At 47.9% G+C, this 17,577-nt stretch carries 15 protein-coding genes; 4 read left to right on the top strand and 11 right to left on the bottom strand.

What is annotated here, in order from left to right:
- Positions 1 to 4: 4 nt before the first annotated feature.
- The 7 genes from AC1DQW_RS10475 to AC1DQW_RS10445 all read right to left on the bottom strand — a co-directional run bounded on the left by AC1DQW_RS10475 (position 5) and on the right by AC1DQW_RS10445 (position 9,260).
- Complete coding sequence (locus AC1DQW_RS10475) at positions 5 to 3,106, bottom strand: efflux RND transporter permease subunit (protein WP_477454032.1); 3,102 nt, start codon at positions 3,104 to 3,106, stop codon at positions 5 to 7.
- Positions 3,107 to 3,118: 12 nt separating this feature from the next.
- A complete protein-coding gene (locus tag AC1DQW_RS10470; RefSeq protein ID WP_477454031.1) occupies positions 3,119 to 4,237 on the bottom strand; it encodes an efflux RND transporter periplasmic adaptor subunit in 1,119 nt (372 codons plus the stop codon).
- A 134-nt stretch (positions 4,238 to 4,371) separates the two neighbouring features.
- Positions 4,372 to 5,739, bottom strand: coding sequence for an ATP-binding protein (locus AC1DQW_RS10465; protein ID WP_477454030.1), 1,368 nt, complete (start codon positions 5,737 to 5,739; stop codon positions 4,372 to 4,374).
- Positions 5,736 to 6,419 (bottom strand): response regulator transcription factor, encoded by a 684-nt coding sequence (locus tag AC1DQW_RS10460; RefSeq protein ID WP_477454029.1) that lies wholly within the window; start codon positions 6,417 to 6,419, stop codon positions 5,736 to 5,738. Before AC1DQW_RS10460 ends, AC1DQW_RS10465 begins: the two co-directional genes overlap by 4 nt.
- An 11-nt stretch (positions 6,420 to 6,430) precedes the next feature.
- Positions 6,431 to 7,810, bottom strand: coding sequence for a magnesium transporter (gene mgtE, locus AC1DQW_RS10455; RefSeq protein ID WP_477454028.1), 1,380 nt, complete (start codon positions 7,808 to 7,810; stop codon positions 6,431 to 6,433).
- A gap of 48 nt (positions 7,811 to 7,858) precedes the next feature.
- Positions 7,859 to 8,788, bottom strand: a complete 930-nt coding sequence (locus AC1DQW_RS10450) for a cation diffusion facilitator family transporter (protein WP_477454027.1) — start codon at positions 8,786 to 8,788, stop codon at positions 7,859 to 7,861.
- A gap of 55 nt (positions 8,789 to 8,843) precedes the next feature.
- Positions 8,844 to 9,260, bottom strand: coding sequence for a Fur family transcriptional regulator (locus tag AC1DQW_RS10445; RefSeq protein ID WP_477454026.1), 417 nt, complete (start codon positions 9,258 to 9,260; stop codon positions 8,844 to 8,846).
- A gap of 227 nt (positions 9,261 to 9,487) precedes the next feature.
- Here AC1DQW_RS10445 and AC1DQW_RS10440 point away from each other — a divergent pair, with 227 nt between their 5' ends.
- The 3 genes from AC1DQW_RS10440 to AC1DQW_RS10430 are packed head-to-tail and all read left to right on the top strand — an operon-like array spanning position 9,488 to position 11,936.
- Positions 9,488 to 10,396, top strand: a complete 909-nt coding sequence (locus AC1DQW_RS10440) for a pentapeptide repeat-containing protein (RefSeq protein WP_477454025.1) — start codon at positions 9,488 to 9,490, stop codon at positions 10,394 to 10,396.
- Positions 10,397 to 10,407: 11 nt separating this feature from the next.
- Positions 10,408 to 11,175: an ABC transporter ATP-binding protein gene (locus AC1DQW_RS10435; RefSeq protein ID WP_477454024.1), complete on the top strand. Its 768-nt coding sequence runs from the start codon at positions 10,408 to 10,410 to the stop codon at positions 11,173 to 11,175.
- A complete protein-coding gene (locus tag AC1DQW_RS10430) occupies positions 11,175 to 11,936 on the top strand; it encodes an ABC transporter permease (protein WP_477454023.1) in 762 nt (253 codons plus the stop codon). Before AC1DQW_RS10435 ends, AC1DQW_RS10430 begins: the two co-directional genes overlap by 1 nt.
- A 4-nt stretch (positions 11,937 to 11,940) precedes the next feature.
- Here the strand turns inward: AC1DQW_RS10430 and AC1DQW_RS10425 are convergent, their stop codons facing one another.
- Positions 11,941 to 13,890, bottom strand: a complete 1,950-nt coding sequence (locus tag AC1DQW_RS10425) for a KUP/HAK/KT family potassium transporter (protein ID WP_477454022.1) — start codon at positions 13,888 to 13,890, stop codon at positions 11,941 to 11,943.
- Positions 13,891 to 14,081: 191 nt separating this feature from the next.
- The gene (locus tag AC1DQW_RS10420; RefSeq protein ID WP_477454021.1) at positions 14,082 to 14,204 is read right to left on the bottom strand and encodes a hypothetical protein; all 123 of its coding nucleotides are present in this window, start codon (positions 14,202 to 14,204) and stop codon (positions 14,082 to 14,084) included.
- A 113-nt stretch (positions 14,205 to 14,317) separates the two neighbouring features.
- Here AC1DQW_RS10420 and AC1DQW_RS10415 point away from each other — a divergent pair, with 113 nt between their 5' ends.
- Entirely contained in the window at positions 14,318 to 14,602 is a 285-nt protein-coding gene (locus AC1DQW_RS10415; protein WP_477454020.1) for a hypothetical protein, read from the top strand.
- Positions 14,603 to 14,604: 2 nt separating this feature from the next.
- Here the strand turns inward: AC1DQW_RS10415 and AC1DQW_RS10410 are convergent, their stop codons facing one another.
- Together AC1DQW_RS10410 and mobC are read right to left on the bottom strand one after the other, a co-directional pair.
- Positions 14,605 to 15,627 carry an LLM class flavin-dependent oxidoreductase gene (locus tag AC1DQW_RS10410; RefSeq protein WP_477454019.1) on the bottom strand — a complete coding sequence of 341 codons (1,023 nt, stop codon included), beginning with the start codon at positions 15,625 to 15,627 and terminating at the stop codon, positions 14,605 to 14,607.
- A gap of 59 nt (positions 15,628 to 15,686) precedes the next feature.
- Positions 15,687 to 17,576 (bottom strand): conjugal transfer protein MobC, encoded by a 1,890-nt coding sequence (gene mobC, locus AC1DQW_RS10405; protein WP_477454018.1) that lies wholly within the window; start codon positions 17,574 to 17,576, stop codon positions 15,687 to 15,689.
- Between the last annotated feature and the right edge of the window lies 1 nt (position 17,577).

Raw genomic sequence — 17,577 nt, 5'->3', positions numbered from 1 at the left:
AAGCTTATTTCTGAGGTTCTGCCGGTTTAAAATCATCCTTTCCCCATTTGCTTTCCAGCATGTAATACAGGGCAGGCAGCACAAACAGGGTAATGGCTGTTGCTACAAACAATCCGTATACAATTACCGTCGCCAATGGCCTTTGCACATCAGAACCGATGCCTGTTGCCAGCGATGCGGGCAGTAAACCCAATGCTGCAACAGTGGCGGTCATCAATACCGGGCGAAAACGATCTTCGGCTCCCTCCACAACAGCTTTTAGTAAATCGTATCCTTTTTTCCGCAGGTCATTGATGTGCGAGATCAGTATTACGCCATTCTGTATGGCTACACCAAACAAGGCGATGAATCCTACGGCCGAAGACACATTCAATGTCATACCCCTGATGTTCAATGCCAGCATCCCGCCGAATAAAGCCAGTGGCACAATGGACAAGATCAATCCAGCCTGGCGGAATTTGCCGAACGCCCCATAGAGCAATAAGAACATAATGGCCAGAGCCAGCGGTACAATCACCATCAGCTTGGCATAGGCCCGGTTCTGGTTTTCAAACTGCCCGCCCCATTTGATCGTGTATTTGTCATGATCGTACTTGATGGTACTTTCAATTTTACTTTGCGCTTCGTTTAAAAACGCGGTCAGATCATTGCCGCGCAAATTGAGTTTAACAGTCAGATGGCGTTTGTTCAATTCCCTGGTAATGGTGCTTTCGCCTGTCGCAGTTTTTACGGTTGCAATTTGCGACAATGGGATTTTGGCACCTGTTTGAGACGTAAGCATCAGGTTGGAAATTTTTTCGGGCGTGTTGCGGCTTTCTTCGTTATAGCGGCAGATCACATCAAATACTTTATTGCCGGAAAACACCTGTGATATAGCTTTGCCTCCAATAGCTACTTCAATCAGTTCAGATACGTCGCTTACATTCAGGCCATAACGGGCTACGGCATCGCGATCAACAGATATCTGCAGTTGCGGTAATGGCGGCTCCTGGTCAATAGCCACATCGGCGGCACCTTTGATGCTTTTGATCGTGCTCATTACATTTTCTGCAATACGGCGTGTCTCTTTAAAATCTTCCCCKTATATTTTTACCACCAGTTCGCTGTGCGCGCCTGCAATTTTATCCATCACGCCATCGATCATAGGCTGGCTGAAACCGACCGTATAGCCTGGCATAGTTGCATATTCTTTGGCCAGATCGTTAATCAGGTCGGCTTTTGTCCTTCCATTTTTCCATTCGCTGTAAGGTTTGATGCCAATGCTGCATTCAAAGTGCGAGGCTGTCCAGGGATCGGTACCATCATCGTTACGGCCTGCCTGCACCATCATATAGGTTACTTCACTGTACTTCATGGTGTGCTGCCGCAGGGTATCACTCATTTCTTTTGATTTCTGTAAGGATACGCCCGGAGGCAATTGCACCTGTAACCATATAGAGCCTTCATCCAAAGGGGGTAAAAAATCTTTACCTACGGTGATGGAAAGGGCAACCGCACCAATTAAGGCAATGGCCAAAGGAATAAAAACCTGCGTTGGTTTTTTCATCACCTTTTTGCCGCCTTCAAAATAGGCTTTAGTCAACTTCTCCAACCATTTGTTTTGGAAGAGTTTCCGGGGCTTCCGGTAAACGGCATAAGCCAGGCCCGGTATCAGCAACAGCGCAACCGCCAATGCACCCAGCAAGGCAAAACCCACCGTAAAAGCCATCGGGGTAAACAATTTCTTTTCTACCCTTTCAAAAGAGAACAGGGGCAGGTAAGCAGTAATGATGATCACCGTGGAGAACAAAATAGGTTTGGCAACGGCCAATGCTCTTTGCCCGATGGTGTTTTCCTGCAATTCTTCTGTCGGGCTTTCCTCTCTCTTTTTCAAAATGGTTTCCATCATTACAATAGCACCGTCTACAATAATCCCAAAGTCGATGGCTCCAAGCGAAAGCAGGTTTGCCGGGATATGAGTAAAGTGCATCAGTATAAAAGCAACCAATAAGGCCAACGGGATGGTGATGGCCACGATCAATGCACCGCGCCAATTACCCAGAAAAACAATCAGCACAATAATAACCAGGGTCATGCCCTCCAGCAACGTATGCGATACGGTATGCAGGGTGGTGTCAACCAGGCTGGTCCGGTCTATATACGGCCTGATCCTTACCCCTTCGGGTAATACATTTTTATTCAGGTCATCCACAGCGGCATGGATGCCCCCTAATACTTTTGATGGATTTTCGCCTTTTAACAGCAGCACGATGCCTTCATCGCCTTCACTGTAATTTACTTTACGGTCGGTATAACCTAAAATGCCCTTTCGTTCCAGGTTGCCGTATTTCAAAGTACCTACGTCCTTTAAAAAAACAGGTACGCCATTGACCGACTTAACAACAACGTTACCCAAGCCCTCCAATGTTTTTACCAGGCCGATGCCGCGTACTACATAACCCAGGTCGCCCCGTGTCAGTACGCTACCGCCCGCGTTGGCATTGTTATTATTGATAGCGGCTTGTATATCGGTAAGGGAAAGTTTGTATTGTTCCAGCTTGCCAGGATCAACCTCCAGCTGGTATTGCGTGGTGATACCGCCAAAGTTGGTCACATCGGCAACGCCTGCCACTTGCTTGATGCGCGGAATAATCGTCCAGGTTTGCAGATCGGTGATCTCCCGCAGGTCATGATTTTTGCTTTCGATGATATAACGATAGATCTCCCCGATGGGTGAGGTTAGCGGGTCAAGGCCGGGCTGTGCGCCATAAGGCAGGGTGACATCGCCCAGGCGCTCGGTAATGCGTTGCCTGGCCCAGTAGTCCTCAATACCATCTTCAAAAACGATAGTGATGATAGAAAGCCCAAACGTGCTTTTGCTGCGCATCACATGCATGCCCGGCATCCCGTTCAATGCCCTTTCTACGGGAATAGTAATCTGTTGCTCCACCTCTTCGGCAGCAAGGCCGGGTACTTGTGTCACTACCTGCGAGGTCACATCGGCAATATCAGGATAAGCCTCTACAGATAACTGTGTCCAGGAATAATAGCCAAATATGGCCAGCAGGACGAATAACGCCGCGAAAAGCCAGCGCTTGTTTATAGCGGTAAAAATTAGTTTCTTCATGATGGCTGTATTTTATTTGGCATCCAGTAGATAAAAGCCACCAGAGGTTAATATCCGGTCCCCTGATTTTAAGCCTGATTTGATCACTACCTGGTCATGATCGGTATTGGCTGTTTCAATTTTTCGTTTTACATATTTCCCTGGTGCCGGTTCTGTAAATACAAAGCTCTCATCGTTCATTTGCAATACAGCTGTGGTAGGAATCAGAATAACCTGGGAAGGTGCATTATCAAAATCTACGGTAACATACATACCCGGTTTTAACGTGCGATCCGCATTGTTACATTCGATGAGTACCTGAACGCTGCGCGTGTCTTCATCCACCATATCATTCACATGATAAACTTTGCCCTTAACCTGTTTCTCTGGCAAGGCAGCGATTTGAATGGAGCATTCATCCAGTTCGTGGATAAAGCGGATATCTTTTTCCTTAATCTGTCCCGCTACCCAAACTTTAGATAGTTCGGCTACAGTTGCCACGCTGGCCGCATCATTTTTGATAAATTGCCCCAGCACCACCTTGTTTTCGATCACCTGACCGGCAATGGGCGAACGCACCACCAAGGGCTGACCCAGCACCAGTTGATCCGGGTCGGCCTTAAATATTTTGATACCGATCACCGCGTTCTCATATTCTTTTTTTTCGACCTCATAGGCGGTTTTGGCTTCTTCCATATCTTTTTGTGTGCCCACACCATGCGCCGTCAGATCCTGTTGCCTTTTCAGGGTTTTTTCTGCCAGCTGCAGCTGAGCTTTCTCCTGGAAAAAGATCTTTTGCGCCGTGATAAAATCCGGGGAACTCACTTCAAACAAAGGGGTTTCCGGTGTGGTACGCATCCCCAGCTTTAAATAGGATCTGGTAATCCGGCCCGAAAATGGCGGCGCAATCTCGGCATATTGAGTTGGGATGGCTTTTACCGTACCCGCTGTCAATAGTTGTAAGCGATACGATTGCTCTTTCACCACATCGTTTTTAAGCTTACCCGCCAGTTTGGAGTTTGGCGTTACCTGGATCGTATCGCCGGATAAAGTATAATCGCTTGTTTCTTTGGCGGCTTCCGGTTGATGGCAGGCTGCCATCATAAACATACAGCCGGCAAGCCCTATAGGGAAGAATAGATTTTTTTTCATGACCTTTTGCTTTTAATCAATAATTGCTGCCGGGGACAGCGATTATTTACAGGCGCAAAGGTAGATGGCCTGTTTTCGACGGGCCGTTAGAGGACTATTAGAAAAAAATTAGAAATTCATTAGAATTGGAGCATTTATACATGCGGAAGTTCAATGTTGAACGTGGTTCCCTCATTAACCTGAGAGCTTACGGTTATGATGCCTTTATGCAGTTCGATGATCTTTTTGGTGAGGGACAGCCCAATCCCGTTCCCACCGGCAAACTGCTTGTTGGCGCCCCGGTAAAACGATTCAAAGATGTGCGGGAGTTCGGCTTCATCAATACCTAAACCCTGATCGATGAAACGCAGGATAGTTTTATCACTGCTGTAGCTGATCGATACTGTAGCTTCCTTTGCTTTGGAAAATTTGCAGCCATTTTCCATCAGGTTTTTAAAGGCAACCCGTAACAGGTATTCGTTCCCTAAAATGGAAATGAAATTATCACCTTCTATTTCCTGCTCAAAACGAATGTCTATTTTACAGCCAGGCTGGTCATGCAAGGCATCATTACGGGCATCCAGGATCACCTCATCTAAACGCAACTCTTTAAAGCTGATCTCGGTATGGTCATAGTTAGCTTTGGCCAGGTCGAGCAGGCTGTTAGACAGGCGTACCAGTTTCTGCACATCGCTGATGGCGTGATGAATGGAGGCTTTGTAGGAATCGTTGCTTCTTTCCTTTTCAACAGCAACCTGTAATTCGGTGAGCATGGCCGTAAGCGGGGTGCGCAGTTCGTGCGATATATTGGAGACAAACTCTTTTTGCGCATCAAAAGACTTTTCCAAACGATTAAGCATTTCATTGAAGGTGACGGCCAGTTCGCTGATCTCATCTTTTTCTTTTCCCGTATCGATGCGCAAGTCCAAATTGGTTGCTGTTATTTCCTCCACCTTGTCCACCATATCAGAAACGGGTTTTAAGGCTTTGCTCGAAAAGACATGACCCGCGATATAGATCAGGAATACGGCAACAAAAAAACAGACGATCAGTGTGTATTTAAGATTACTTAACTTAACGTAGCCATTCTGATCTTTTGCTGCTGCGGTAATGACATAATTGGCGTTGTTGTGGTGATACAGGATACCCACCACCTGCAAATCGCCCTGGTAAAATTTGATCTCCTTTTGGCTGACGATCCGGGCGATCATCTGTTTGGTTTCCTTTACCTTATCTATTTCAACGGCATCATGGTAAAGCAAATGAAAAGAAGTGTCATAGATGGCTACCTCTTCTTCCAATAAAGTATTTTCGGAGTTATGATAGATCAATTGTAAGACAGCAGGTGGGATTTTCGCATCCAATAACAGGTTCGCTTTATTGATAGCAGCATGGCGCAGTGAACTGTAATATTCTTCTTCCCGGTTATGGGAGAAAGAAAAATAGACCACTAATGCGAAAGCGAACAACAGACTGGCGATGATGGCCGTAAACAAAAAGGTGAGTTTATTGCGGATGGTCATAACGCTGCTATAAAAATAAAACCGAGGCCCGATTTCGTGTGGATGAGCTTCGTATCAAAATCCTTGTCGATTTTTTTACGCAGGTAGTTAATGTACACATCTATAAAATTGGTACCGGTATCAAAATGGGTATCCCATACCTTTTCCGCAATTTCGGTACGCGATAAAACCCGTTCCCGGTTGTGCATCATGTATTCCAGCAATTTCAGCTCTTTTGGCGTAAGGCTGATGGTTTTGCCAGAACGGCTTACGGTTTTGGTCTGGTTATTTAATTCCAGGTCAGCATACCTTAAAATATCGGGTTGCGAAAGGTGACTGCCGCTTTTACGGTTCATCACCGCCCGGATGCGCACCAATAGTTCCCGAAAATCAAAAGGTTTCACCAGGTAATCATCCGCACCGGCATCAAAGCCTTCTATTTTGTCGTCAGTTGTGCCTAAAGCTGTAAGCAGAATAATAGGCAGACCAGGCTTAGCCATGCGGATTTCCCGGCATAGTTCAATACCGGTGAGCTGTGGTAAGATGATATCCGAGATCACCAGGTCGTAATCGTTTTGAAGGGCCAGTTTTTTACCGTTCAACCCATCGTAAGCCACCGTTGCGGTATGCCCCTGTTCTTCCAGGCCCTGTTTCACCAGCGTGGCTATACGTGCTTCATCCTCAATGATCAATATGTTCATAGGAAACCGGATTATAATATCGTCCCTTTTAATAAAATGGCAGCGATACTGAAATAGATCACCAATCCGGTTACGTCAACTAAAGTGGCCACAAATGGCGCGGAAGAAGTAGCCGGATCTTGCTTCAACTTTTTAAGTACAATAGGGATCATAGAACCGCTCAGCGTTCCCCACATGACAATACCGATCAGGGAAAAGAAGATTGTAGTCGCCATCAGCAGCCAGTGGGTTCCGTAATCATACCAGCCCAATTTCTGCCAGGCGGTGATCCTTAAAAACCCGATTGCGCCTAAGATCACACCTAACGACAAACCGGATAATAGCTCCCGGCGCATCACGTAAAACCAGTTTTTAATGGTCAGTTCACCTACGGCCAGTGCCCGGATGATCAGCGTAGCTGCCTGTGAGCCGCTGTTACCGCCGCTGGAAATCACCAGCGGGACAAAGAGCGCCAGAACGACGGCCTTGGCAATTTCCTTTTCAAAAAAGCCCATGGCGGTCGCGGTGAACATTTCGCCTACAAACAATATGATGAGCCAACCTGCCCTTTTTTTGATCAGGGAAAAAACAGAAGTTTTGACATACGGATATTCCAATGACTCCACACCGCCGAAACGCTGCATTTCTTTTGTGCTTTTCTGTTCAGCCACATCGATCAGGTCATCAACGGTAACCACGCCCAGCAGCACATTGTCCGCATTGGTCACCGGCAGTACGGTCCGGTCATATTGTTTAAAGCGGGAAATCGCTTCGTCAGTCGTATCTTCGATGTCCAGTTTTACATATGACCAGTCCATAATATCATGAATGGTTTTGCTGGCTTCATTCAGCACCAATCTCCTGATCGGCATATCATCTATTAATTTACCATCCTTGTCGGTTATATAGATCACATCGGCGGCATCCGAATCCTCATGGTGGAGCCGCAAATGTTCGGTAGCCTGTGCAATGCTCATGTCCTGCTCCAGTGTGCAAAAAGAGGTATTGACCAAACGGGCAACACTTTGCTTGGGGTAACCGAGCATATCCTGGGTTGCTTTGCGGTTCCTTTCATCCAATAATTTTAAAAAGGAAGAGCGCTGCAGGCCATTCAGCGAACTGAAAAAGGTATAACGGTCTGTAGAATTTAAACGGTTCAGCAAAGCAGCCGCTTTTTCCTTTGGCATCGCGCCGATCATGCTTTGTTGCAGATAAGAGCCTAAGAAGTTAAACAAGAGCAGTTGCGAAGCATCCGGCAGTTCCAAAAAGGTATCCAACGCCGATTTTAACGGCAGGCTGTTGAGCATATGTGCCACTTCGGAGGGATGGATATGTTCCTTGTTCCTGCCGGAAAGCAGGGATACCAGTTTGCCTGGCAATAGTTTGTCTTTCAGTTGGGTCAAATTGATCATAGGCTTGTTTTTTTATTAGATACCAATATAGTTAAATATTGTTCAAGGCTATTTGCAAATGATGACAGCACAGCGATCCGCTTCTCTTTCGGTTTCCAGTGTGCTATGCTGGATATTGCTATGCTCAAGATCATGCTTCAGCCGGTGCTTGATTTTTTTTTCGTCCTGAACCGGAACATTGTCCGCTAAAACCAGGTGCGCCGTTAAGGCATTTTGCGTGGTGCTGATGGCCCAGACATGGATATGGTGCATATCGGCAACCCCCGGAATTTTCAGCGCTATTGTTTTCAATTCATCCAGGTCAATATTTTCCGGCACGCCGTCTACTGACAGGCGGTAGCTTTGCAGCAGCAGTTTCCAGGTGCCCGAGATCAGCACCAACACGATCACGATACTCAGGACACTGTCCAGCCAGTACCAGTGTGTAAAATAGATCAGGACACCACCCACAACGATACCGAATGAAACCAGGGCATCAAACATCAGGTGCAGATAGGCGCTTTTGATGTTAATGTCTTTTTCTTTATCCTTCATGAATAAGAATGCGCTGATCGCATTGACAAAAATACCGATGCCGGCAACGATAGCAATGCTCAGGCCAGGCAGCGGTTCAGGGTGGATAAATCGTAAAATCGCTTCATAGGCAATAGCGCCAATTGAGATCAATAACACGACCGCGTTAAACAGCGCCACGATCACCGATGTCTTTTTGTAACCGTAGGTGAATTGATCCGTTGGTTTTACTTTTAATAAGCGGTATGCTAATAAAGATAATCCTAAACCAGCCACATCGGCCAGGTTATGGCCGGCATCAGAAAGCAGGGAAACAGAATGAATAAATAAACCAGTGATCACTTCAACCACCACAAAAAGAAAATTCAGCGATATGCCGATTATAAAAGCGGCATTCACCTTAGTTAAAGTAACCTGGTGAGAATGAGCATGGTCGTGTCCGTGGTCGTGCGAATGGCTGTGCATAAGATATTGTTATTTTTCGCAAAGTAACGGCTTTAAGCCATGCAATGGAATTGCATTATTTGGAGCATTGCGCACAGATACCCTTTACCACCAGGTTCATTTCTAAAGCGCTGAATTTTCCGGGTAAGGAAATATCGGGGATTTTTGAATCGGGCAAGCAGAAAGTTTCCTTGCAGGATATACAATTAAAATGAACATGCAGGTCGTGGTGCTCACCGGGATTACATTCTTCCTTGCACAAAGCATATTTGGAAGAGCCGGTTCCGTCTTCGATCAGGTGAACCAAGCCTTTTTCCTCAAAAGTTTTTAATGTCCGGTAGATGGTGATCCGGTCAGCAGGCGCTAATCCTTTTTCCAGTTCATTCAGGCTGATAGCCGTATTTTGTTTCAACAAAAAATCCAATACCAGCCGCCGCATTGCCGTTGGGCTGATTTTTTTATGGAGCAATGTTCTTTCTATTTCTGCATTCATGTGATAGCCACAACTAATCCGGCATCATTATCGCCATTGCAAAAATAGACTATTAAAAGGTAATATATTACATTCCATTATTACAATGAGCCGTGGCAGGCACTACATATTGCCGCTGATAACAACTATAAGTAGCGTAAATACAACTAATCGTGGCCTCATTTTTAGGGTTTCCGGGAATGAACCTGTCTATCTTTGCGGTGTCGAAATAAATAAAAGATAGTACGATGTTAAATACTAAAACAATCGGTAATAGGATTGCCGAAGCGCGAAAGAAAAAAAATATTTCCCAGGCGCAACTTGCCGGGTTTCTATTTATCAGCCCGCAAGCCGTTGGAAAATGGGAACGCGGAGAATCAAGCCCTGACATCATTACGTTTAACCGGCTCTCGGAAATCCTGGAGGTTGACCTGAACTATTTTTCAGAAAACTTCCAGGCCGCTGAGACTGAACAAAGGGTACAGGAAACTGATGATCTTTCCGGTACTCCGGCGCGCCAGGTGCCGATCAACCTCACTGCGGTCAATCTGCAAGAGGGTGACTTCGCTGGCGTTGTTTTACACAAAGGAAAATTCAAAGCGACCCCATTGCGCAGAGCTGACTTTGCCGGGGCCGATCTAACCGGCACCTTGTTTGAGGTCAGCGAGGCGCATGAAGCCAATTTTGATGGGGCAAATCTAACTGACTGCACTTTTTCCATTACGAGCCTGGATGATGCGAGCTTCCGCAAATCCGTCCTGGTACGTACCGACTTCAATAAGTCGTCGCTGGCCGGAACGAAATTTATAGATGCAGCACTGACCGACGTGAAGTTAACCATGATCGATCTTAGAAAAACCATCTTTGAGAATTGCATCTTTAACGGCGTGGATTTCAAATATTCCGACTTGCGGGGAATGCATTTTGACGGGCAGACCTTCATTGGTGTCCAGTTTGACAAATCCGCGCTGAACGATGTTTCTTTTACAGGGGCGACACTCAGAAACGTATCATTCCGGCTACCTTTTTCCATCACCAACAAATCTTACCGGGCCTTCAAAACCGTCTGCTTTGATGGGGCTATGATGGATAAGTTGACCTATGCCGGGCTTAAAGGGCTATTTGTCGTCGATTTATCAAAGGTTACCATTATTTAAATTAAGGAGGAATGAATATGCGAAACACAGCAATCCAGGTGACAGGGCTGAAAAAGTCATACAAGCAGCTTCAGGTACTGAAAGGCGTAGATTTCGAGGTCGAAAAGGGCACTATTTTCGCTCTGCTTGGCTCCAATGGTGCGGGCAAGACAACGATCGTTAAGATCCTCACTACGCTGCTGAAACAAGACAGTGGCATGGCCATGGTAAACGGATTCGATGTGGTATCAAAGGCAGCCAATGTGCGGGCCTCGATCAGCCTGACCGGGCAGTTTGCTGCCGTGGACGAGATATTGACCGGGCGGGAAAATTTGATCATGATCGCCAGGCTGAGACACATGAGCAATCCGCATCAGATCGCGGGCGATTTGCTTAATCGCTTCGGCCTGACTGAAGCGGCCAACCGTGGGGTTTCCACCTATTCGGGCGGTATGCGACGCCGGCTCGATATCGCCATGAGCCTTGTTGGAGAATCGCCGCTTATTTTTCTTGACGAACCGACCACCGGGCTTGATCCGGAGGCACGTATGGAGGTTTGGAAGATGATCAAAGAACTTGCTAACAATGGTACGACGGTATTTCTGACTACCCAGTATTTGGATGAAGCCGAACAGCTCGCTGATCAGATCGCCATTCTGCATGAGGGCAGGATTATCGAGAGCGGTACGCTGGCGGAACTGAAAAAAATGTTCCCGCCCGCAAAGGTTGAATATATTGAAAAACAGCCGACATTGGAGGAGATATTTCTCGCCATCGTTGGTAAAAAAAACGATAACTAATGGAAACGATAAAAAACTATTTTTTCGAGGATATGCGTGTGATGCTTGGGCGTTCCATGCGCCATATCTTCCGCAGCATGGATACCATCATCACGGTCACCATCATGCCAATTGCCATGATGTTGTTGTTCGTCTATGTGTTAGGCGGTGCTATTCAAACCGGCACAAAGAATTATGTGAATTACCTGTTGCCTGGTATACTGCTAATTGCCATTGCCAACAGTATTGGCTACGTGTCTTATCGCCTGTTTTTAGATAAGCAACGGGGCATATTCGAGCGTTTTAACTCCATGCCGATCGCACGTTCGGCAGCGATATGGGGGCATGTGCTGACCTCGTTGGTATCCAATGTGCTTTCGCTTACCGTCATCGTTCTCATTGCGCTCCTCATGGGCTTCCGCTCACCGGCGGGTGTAGGGTCATGGCTTGCCGTGGCCGGGATACTCGCGCTGTTTACACTGGCCTTTACCTGGGTAGCCGCGATTGCCGGTTTGGCCGCAAAATCGGTGGATGGCGCAGGCGTAATCGCCTATCCGATCCACTTTCTGCCCTTGATCAGCTCGGCGTTTGTGCCGACCAAGACGATGCCGGGGCCTGTTCGCGCCTTTGCCGAACATCAGCCGGTGACTGCTATTGTGGAAAGCATCCGGGCGCTACTTTCAAACCAACCTGTAGGCCATTCCATATGGGTTGCCCTGGCCTGGTGCGTCGGGATCATGGTCGTGGCTTACTTTTTTGCCATGAGGGTGTATAAAAAATAATCGGTCAGATCCGTTCCAGTTTAAGGGGCTGCCGGTTGGTGAAAATCAGGGGATATTTTTCGATGATCACATTACTCGTATCCAGCCCGTAATTCACATCGTCCGTCACGCCGATCCCTTTCAGGTTATAATAGCTCCGGATGAGCAGCGCTTTCCAGAAAGGCAGCTCGTTATCAAAAGAAAGGTAGGAATTGACGATCACGAATTTATAATCACCGATATGGTTGGCGGCAAACTCCATGATTGAGGTCCGTTCCAGTTCCAGTTCACCGCTCTGGATCAGTTCGGCCGCGATCAGCCGGAAAAAGAGATCGACCCGCGGGTAAACCCGGAAACCCAGCCGGAGGCTGACATGGTATACATCATTTTCTGAGAGGGCAGTGACCCGGTATTGTAAAGTATAAGGCTCGTCCGTGATCTCTACGTGATAAAACCAATAAACGTCGGCCTTTTTGACCGGGTTGGAGAAGATGGACCATAACGTTTTATCTTCCACTTCACCCGGGTGTTTAGCGGCCGTCAGGTAGATGAGGTGGGTGGCGAAACCCGGCAACTCGTCATGATGGCTGAGCGTGACCAGTTTTTCCAGGTATTCCGGTTGCAATTGCCGGAAAGTGACCAGCGACTGCTGCTGAAGGCGGCCGCTGCGCCAGACGAGCATGACCCCGGTAATGAGCGCGCCGATCACCAGCATGATCCAGCCGCCTTCTTTGATCTTCTGCAGGTTGGCCACCAAAAAGGAAAGCTCGACCGATAAGAACAGCAGCGTCACCGCAGCTACCAGGACAATGGGCCGGCGTTTTGCCCGCAGCCACAGCGCCACAAGGATGGTGGTCGTCAGCATGGTCAGGGTGACCGAGAGCCCGAAAGCCGCTTCCATCTTCGTGGATTCGCGGAAATAGAGGACCATCCCGATACAGGCCACCATCAGCGCCCAGTTAAAGAACGGAATATAGAGCTGCCCCCGCACGGTACCCGGGAATATGATCCGGTGCCGCGGCCAGAACCCCAGGTGGATAGCCTCATTGGCGAGCGTGAAACAACCGCTGATCAGCGCCTGGCTGGCAATAATGGTGGCCAGCGTGGCCAGGATCACGGCCGGCAGGTAGATCACCTGCGGTACGATATTGTAAAAAGGGCTGAGCGTATTGGCCTTGCCGGCCGTAATCAACCAGGCGGTCTGCCCTGCATAACACAGGATCAGGGCGATCTTGATATAGATCCAGCTCACCCGGATATTGTTCCGGCCCACATGTCCCATGTCGCTGTACATAGCCTCTGCGCCGGTGGTACAGAGAAAAATGCCGCCCAGTAACCAAAAGCCTTTGGGGTAATGAACCAGCAGCTCATAGGCATAAGCCGGGTTGACGGCTTTGAACACGCTGGGTTCATGTCGCAGGGCCAGTACCCCGATGACACCGATAAAAGTAAACCAGACGACCATCACCGGCCCGAAGAATTTGCCGATCTGCTGGGTGCCGAATTGCTGGATGACAAAAAGCGCGATCAGGATCGCGATGACAATGGGAACGGTGGGGATATCAGGATAAATATCCCGCATCCCTTCCACGGCTGAGGCTACGGAAATGGGCGGGGTAATGATGCCGTCAGCGATCATAAAAGAGCCGCCGATGATGGCCAGGAAAATGAGCCATTTGCGGTAATAGCGCTTGATGAGCGCGAACAGCGAGAAGATACCGCCCTCGCCTTTATTATCAGCCTGGAGCGTGATCAGCACATATTTGAGCGTGGTCTGCAGAGTCAGCGTCCAGATGACGCAGCTCAATACACCCAGCGCTTTAGCGGCGCTGATGACCTCCCCCGGATGAAAGATAGCGTTATAGGTATAGAGCGGCGAGGTGCCGATATCGCCGAAAACGATACCCACGGCGATCAGTACACCCGCGGCTTTGATCTTCTGGTGAAAGCCCTGGTGGGCTGTGGTCGCGTCCATGTACAAGTTTAACATAAATCGCGGTCATTTCCCGGTGATTTTTATTTTTTGCACTAGGGCTTTCATGATCGTGCCAAAAATCATCATGACTACGAAGGCAAAGATCAGTAAGTGGACCGAAGTGAGTTTACTTCTGGCCCTGGCCATTCTTATTAAGTGCTGCCGGTGCCTGTTCGCGCTTTTGCCGAAAATCAGCCGGTAACCGCAATCGTGTAAACCATCCGGACCCTACTTTCCAGTTGGGTTACATTTGCCGTAAACATGCCCCATTGACTTTCGGTCAGCCCGAATTTCTTTTCCAATTCTTCCAGCATAATCAAAGATTCGGAATCATAAATAAACCATTAACAGATCATTAACTTTTCAACAAGTCACAACAATTAGCGCCTGATTTTCTTATCTTGTCATTCACCTTTAACACTACGCCATGAAAACAGGAAACAGCTTGACCTTTTTAGGTCGTCTTTTAGACAAGGTATGTGCTGCTGATCTGCTGCACAGGGAACATCGGTTGGCTTTAGGTGCCCGTATAGAGCATTTGCTCAGGGAAACAGGTTTGAACCGTTTACAATTCGGCAATCATATCCGCGCGGAAATGAATGAACTGCGGGGCTGGTTATCCGGGACGCGCGACCTGACACTGGAGGCATTGACAGAAATCTGCACTTTGTTACATATCAGCATCGGCGACCTGGTAACAGAGCAGGCCTGAATTCATCGCCAACCCAGTCCAGGGGCAACATGCTCCAGAATAGCCCGGAGCACATGGATGTTGTAATCGACGCCCAAAGTGTTCGGTATGGTCAAAAGCACCGTGTCTGCTTCCTGGATCGCTTCGTCCTGGGTTAATTCTTTGATCAACTCATCGGGTTCAGCTGCATAACTCTTGCCGAAGACCGCACGTTTGTCCGCTTCAATGTAACCAAAACTATCGGCTCCTTTTCCCTGCTGTCCAAAGTAATACCGGTCCTGGTCCGTTACCAGTGCAAAAATGGAGCGGCTGACCGAAACCCTGGGTTCACGCTGATGCCCTGCTTTTTTCCAGGCCTCTTTGTATAACCTGATCTGTTCAGCCTGCTGGATATGAAAGGGTTTGCCGCTTTCGTCGAATTTCAGGGTGGAACTTTGCAGGTTCATGCCCTGCTCGGCCGCCCACTCCGCGGTCGCATTAGAGGCCGCTCCCCACCAGATCCGTTCCCGCAAACCTTCGGAGTGTGGTTCCAGGCGCAATAAACCCGGCGGATTCGGGAACATCGGGTGCGGGTTAGGCTGGGCGAATCCGGCACCTTTTAATTTATCCAAAAACGCTAAAGCCTTTTGACGCCCCATATCGGCATCGTCCCTGCCTTCTTCCGGTTCGTAACCGAAATAGCGCCAACCCTCGATCACCTGCTCGGGTGAACCCCGGCTGATGCCTAACTGTAAGCGCCCGCCGGAGATCAGGTCAGCGGCACCGGCATCTTCCACCATATACATGGGATTTTCATAACGCATGTCGATCACACCTGTCCCTATTTCAATTTTACTGGTTTTAGCCCCGATAGCCGAGAGTAAAGGGAATGGTGAGGCCAACTGGCGCGCGAAATGATGAACCCTGAAATAGGCACCGTCCAAACCAATTTCCTCTGCCGCAACAGCCAGGTCAATGGATTGCAGCAAGGTATCGGCTGCGGTACGGGTTTGATACGAGGGATGATCGGACCAATGCCCGAATGACAGAAATCCTATTTTCTTCATAAATCAAAGGTAAGCATACTTGCCGTCCGCGGAGGTCACGGTTCGGTAATAATGAGTTGCTACGCGGCACCGATTGGGCCGACCAGGGCTTTGATATCTTCCTTGATCCGCTGGTAGTTCATTTGAATTTCGGCAATTGAACTCGTCCTGGGCTGCGGTATGGCCTCGTAAGTTTGTTCTTCCAACCGTATAGCATCATGGTTGTTTTGGATCTGGCAATGAAAAGTTTTGAGGTCGATCTTGTTCGCGGGGTCGTCGGCGACCATGCCAACGAACTCGCCCGATGATAGCCCGGCTATTTTTGAAGCGGGTATGGCGTAATCTAATTGGGTGGATTTGCTAACGGAAGTGTCGCTGCTGTTGATAGATATGCTCTCTTTGACCTGGTTGATCTTACCAAAGCGTTCAGATAATTGTTTGGCGGTATCGCCGGTAACCTGCCCGCAAACAATATTGCCGACAATATTCATGATCACCTCGGCCTGCTCACGGCCATAATCTTTTTTTAATTGGCTGTAGTCTTGTACCGCTAAAGTCACGGCTACTTTATTGGAACGTGCCGTAGCGATGAGGTTGTCAATGCCGTTAAAGTAAATGGTAGGGAACTCATCGAAGATCAGGCTGCACTTTTGTTGATTTTTACGATTAACCAGCTTATTTATTCTATTGACATAAAGCGATAAGACCGCGCCGTAAACCTGCGACTTCTGCGGATTATTGGCCAGGCAGACAATCTTGGGATCGGTTGGATTATTGATGTCTAATGAAAAATCATTACCGCTCAATACATAGTAAAGTTGCGGCGAACTCAACCGGGCTAAACTGATCTTCGCGCTGGCTACCTGACCTTCTAATTGCTCGAAAGCTTCATTTCGCCAGGCCGAAATAAATGGGTTGATCAATACTTCTATTTCTGGTTCGCTCGCCAGGACAGCAAATAATTCCTTGTAATCAACCAGCGATAATTCGATGACATGCGGCAGCGTGCAATACTTTCCGCGTTCATATTTTTTCAGGAACCAAATGAGCGCAGTGACGAAGTTGATTGGTGATTCCACGAAGAAATCACCTTGTTTTTTGATCCACTCTCTGTTCAAACCCAGCATGATGGTACGTGCAGATTCAATCGCGTCAGTGATATCCAGCATGGTATCTGGTTCCAAAGGATTACTGCGGTGCATAATATTTTCAAAGTTGATCACATAAAATGAACGGCCGCCATGATGTCGCAGCGCATTATAAGCGATGCGGGAAAGATCATCATATTTAAAATCATAAATGAGCATAGTGAACCCTTTGGCGATATGTTGGGTAATGATATGCCGGATAACGAAATAAGACTTACCCGCGCCAGGGCTGCCGCCGACCAGTGTGCCGCGAAAGGGGTTGATGATATTGATCCAGCTATCCCGTTCCTTGCCTTTCAACTGGTATTTCGCCGGTAAATTAATAGAATATTCATTTTCGAGCAGGCGTTCTTCCTGGGGGAAGGTTTCATTTTCTTTGTTGAAAATGTCCCCGCCCAGTTTGAGTTTCAGCATCCGGAAGAGCAGTCCGCCGCCCGTCATAAATAAGAGATAACCGAATGCGGTCGCGCCGATGTAAAGCCAGCCCGACAGGTAACTACTGAAAAAATAAATGAGCAAGCCGGTCAGACAATAGGTAATGACGGTCCTGGACCTGATCTTGTCGTCGCGTTTGCCTTTGCTACCGACCAGTGATACGATCAGTAATGCCAGTGCGCTGAGTTTTGCGACCAGTACGGTTTTGAAGACGGCCATTCTGGATAGCGGCACCAGGATATGGTCGACGATCTTATGCGTTAATTTCAGTTCCTGAAATGCTGAATAACAGGATAGATAAAAATGAATGATCAATATGGCGATGCTGAGTAGCCTGGTAAAATCAATGATCTTGCGCAATGCCTGTTCGTTTTCTCCGGTTTGCATA

The sequence above is a fragment of the Mucilaginibacter sp. P5_A4 genome (genome assembly GCF_056400605.1).
Note: the sequence above shows the minus strand (reverse complement) of the source record. Positions and strands in the feature narration are given on the sequence as shown.